Below are 3,245 nucleotides of genomic sequence, written 5' to 3'. Positions count from 1 at the left end.
CACACCCTACACCCCACACCCCACTTCCCCACTTCCCCACTTCCCCACTTCCCCACTTCCCACTGTGCAAGAAGATTATTTTCTGGAGAATAAAACGTAAAAACAGGGAATAATAAACAGAGTTAACAGAGTTGCTAAAGACAAACCCGAAAAAACGACAATTCCTAAAGGTTGCAGGAATTCTCCCCCCTCTCCCAATCCTAAAGCGAGGGGAAATAAACCTAAAACCGTGGTCACGGTAGTCATTAAAATCGGTCGTAAACGTTGGGGAGCGGCCTTTAAAATAGCTTGTAGTCGAGTAAAACCGAATTCTTGCCGCAATTGATTGGCTAATTCCACCATAATAATCCCGTTATTAACCACAATCCCCACCAATAACACCACCCCGACGATGACAATGGCATTAATCGGGGTTTTGGTCAAATATAGTCCAAAAATTCCCCCCGCTAGGGCCAAAGGAACGGTTAACATAATCACCAAAGGGTCTATGAGTGAGTTATACTGCACGGCCATGACTACAAAGACTAAAAATACTGATAAACCCGCTAATAACCCCAAAGAACCCTGAATTTCTTGATTAGATATGGCAGCAGCACTGGGTAAAATGCTGATACCATCGGGTAAGGGAGTGGCGTTTAAAAGCGATTGTACCCCTGCGAGTGCGTCACTTAATTTCGCACCCTCGACCAAACTGCCGATAATAATAAAAACTTGACGCTGATTGATTCTCTGGATGACTCCGGGGGTTTTTCCCGCTTCAATCCGGGCTATATCTGCTAATTTTAAGTCTTCTTGTCTATTGACAAAAATAGGTATTTGTGATATGTCACTAATTTTTTGCCGCGAGTTGGGGTCCAATTGCACTCGGATATCGATTAATCTTTCTCCCCGTTGCAGTTGGGTGGGGATCGATCCTTGAATAGCGGTCCGTAGCGTTTGTCCCACTTCCAGGGTACTCAATCCCAAACTATTTAAGCGCGTCCAATCGGGTTTAATCTGAATTTCTGGTTGTCTGGGGTCAGCATCGGCACGAAAACGCGCACTAGGGACTTTTTCATCGAGAATACTGAGGATTTCTTCACCAGCTTGCTCTAAAGTTTTCCCATCGCGTCCCTGTAACATCACATCCACATCAGCACCAACGGAGGGAGAGTTATTAAGAATAATACCGCGCACTTGACCGGGGGTGAGACGCAAACGCACGTTAACGAGGTTTAATTGCTCTAGTGCTTTGCTCATCCGTTCGATATATGCTTCTGTATTAGTGCCTTTTTTGAGATTAATCGTACTAGAAGCGCGCAAAATATTTTCATTGGTAGTTGTGCCAAAAAGAGAACCGCCACTGGTAGTAAAAACATACTCAGTTTCCGGTTGTGATAATAAAATCTTTTCTACTTCCCGCATCACCTGACGGTTAGTATTTAAATTGGTACCAGGAGGAAATTGGGCAAAAACGTTCACCTGTCCGGTTTGAATACGACTAAAGACTTCCTGGGGGATATATTGCCAGAGATAGAAACTACTTCCCCCTAAAATTAAAAAGGCCAGCAGGATAACAGGTATTCTGTAGTGGATGATTTTAGCTAAAAAACGACCGTAGAGGATGGTTAAACCTTCTAGACGTTGACTAAAGACTCTTAAGAGCCAAAATCGATGGATACCACTAGAAACCTGCATATTTAACAAACGACTGGCTAACATGGGAACAACGGTTAACGCACACAACAGAGAAGCAGCCACAGCAAAACTGATAGTGAGGATAATCTCGTTAAACAGCAGGGAAATAAAACCACCCAGTAGTAAAAATGGCAGGATAGAGACGAGATTAGTCGCAGTGGAGGCCAATAAAGCAGATTCTACCTCTTGGCTGCTATTCCGGGCAATTTCTAAAAAATCTTGCTTATTTTGGTTTTGATTAACTTTGAGGGCAATATTTTCCAGCATGACAATGGAATTATCCACCACGATACCCACCCCTAGGGCCAATCCTCCCAAACTAAACACATTTATCGATAACCCGAATAACTTCATACAGATAATTGCGACGAGGGTAGAAAGAGGAATCGCTAGGGTAATGATAAAAGTCTGTCGCAGGGAACCGAGAAAGACGAATACAGTCAGTCCTGCTAGAATTGTCCCCGCTAGTCCCGACGAAACCACGTTATTAACCGCGTTTTGGATAAATACAGACTCATCAGTAGTGGGGACGACTTGTATTCCCCCGGTCATTAACCCGGATTTTTTTAATTCTGTAATGCGTTTTTTGACCCCTTCTACCACAGCAATCGTGTTCGCATTCGGTTGTTTTTGGACGCTAACCCTGACGGCATTTTTTCCATTTAGGGTGACAAAAATTCTTTGTTCTTCTGTCCCATCGATAACTCTGGCCACATCCCGCAGATAGATTTTTTCTTCGGGATTATTACTATCGGTCAGTGCTAAATCTTGGATATCCGCTACGTTTTTAAATTTCCCCACCGCACGGGTTAAAGGTTCCCCGGTTTCTCCCTCTAGTCGGCCCCCAGAGATGTCCTGATTGCGTCTTTTTAGGGTGTCTAAAACCTGATTTAATCCCACTCCTAAAGATTGTAATCGCTGCAGGTCAATATTAACTTGAATTTCTTCTCTAACTCCCCCAATCACGTCCACCACTGCCACTCCTTCCACAAATCCTAATTCTCTCCCTAATTCTTCATCGGCAAATAATCTTAAATCTTTTAGGGGTAGGGTATCAGAAACGACAGCGAATTCATAGACGGGTAAACGAGAGGGTTCAAATTTGTTTAAGCGCGGTTCCTCAATAATATCGGGTAAATTTTGTCGGACACGATTAAAACTTTCGGTAGCTTCATTTAAAGCGACATTTAAGTCTCCCCCCGGTTGAAAAAATAAATCTACTCGCATCCTTCCCTCGCGAGTTTCTGAATAAACTTGCACTACTCCCTCGGTGGCACTCATTCCTTCTTCTAGGGGTTTAGTTACTTCTTCGAGAATGACTTCCGGGGAAACTCCGGGTACATTCATCCTTAAACTAATGCGGGGATAAGTGATAGAAGGAAGCAAGTCCACTTCTAAACGATTTAGAAAAAAAAGACCGATGATGATAACTGCTATAGTTAACATCAATACTCCTATGTGACGACGAATTGACAGACCGCTTAGGGAGATGTTTTCTGACATGATTACCTATGGGGGAGAGTAAGGAGTGAGGAGTTAGGGGTTGGGGTTTTAGGGTTTTGGGGTTT

Annotated in this window: 1 protein-coding gene; it reads right to left on the bottom strand. The window is 43.5% G+C overall.

The window, feature by feature from the left end; genetic code table 11:
- Positions 1-75 precede the first annotated feature (75 nt).
- Entirely contained in the window at positions 76-3,180 is a 3,105-nt protein-coding gene (locus PX636_RS04220) for an efflux RND transporter permease subunit (RefSeq protein ID WP_288116309.1), read from the bottom strand.
- Positions 3,181-3,245 lie beyond the last annotated feature (65 nt).

This window comes from Microcystis sp. M53598_WE2, from assembly GCF_030067735.1.
GTDB classification, from domain to species: Bacteria; Cyanobacteriota; Cyanobacteriia; order Cyanobacteriales; family Microcystaceae; genus Microcystis; species Microcystis aeruginosa.
This window is presented reverse-complemented; position numbering and strand designations above follow the sequence as displayed.

Coding starts and splice junctions, on each gene's coding strand:
- PX636_RS04220 (WP_288116309.1), bottom strand. CDS start 3,180: ATGTCAGAAAACATCTCCCTAAGCGGTCTGTCAATTCGTCGTCACATA.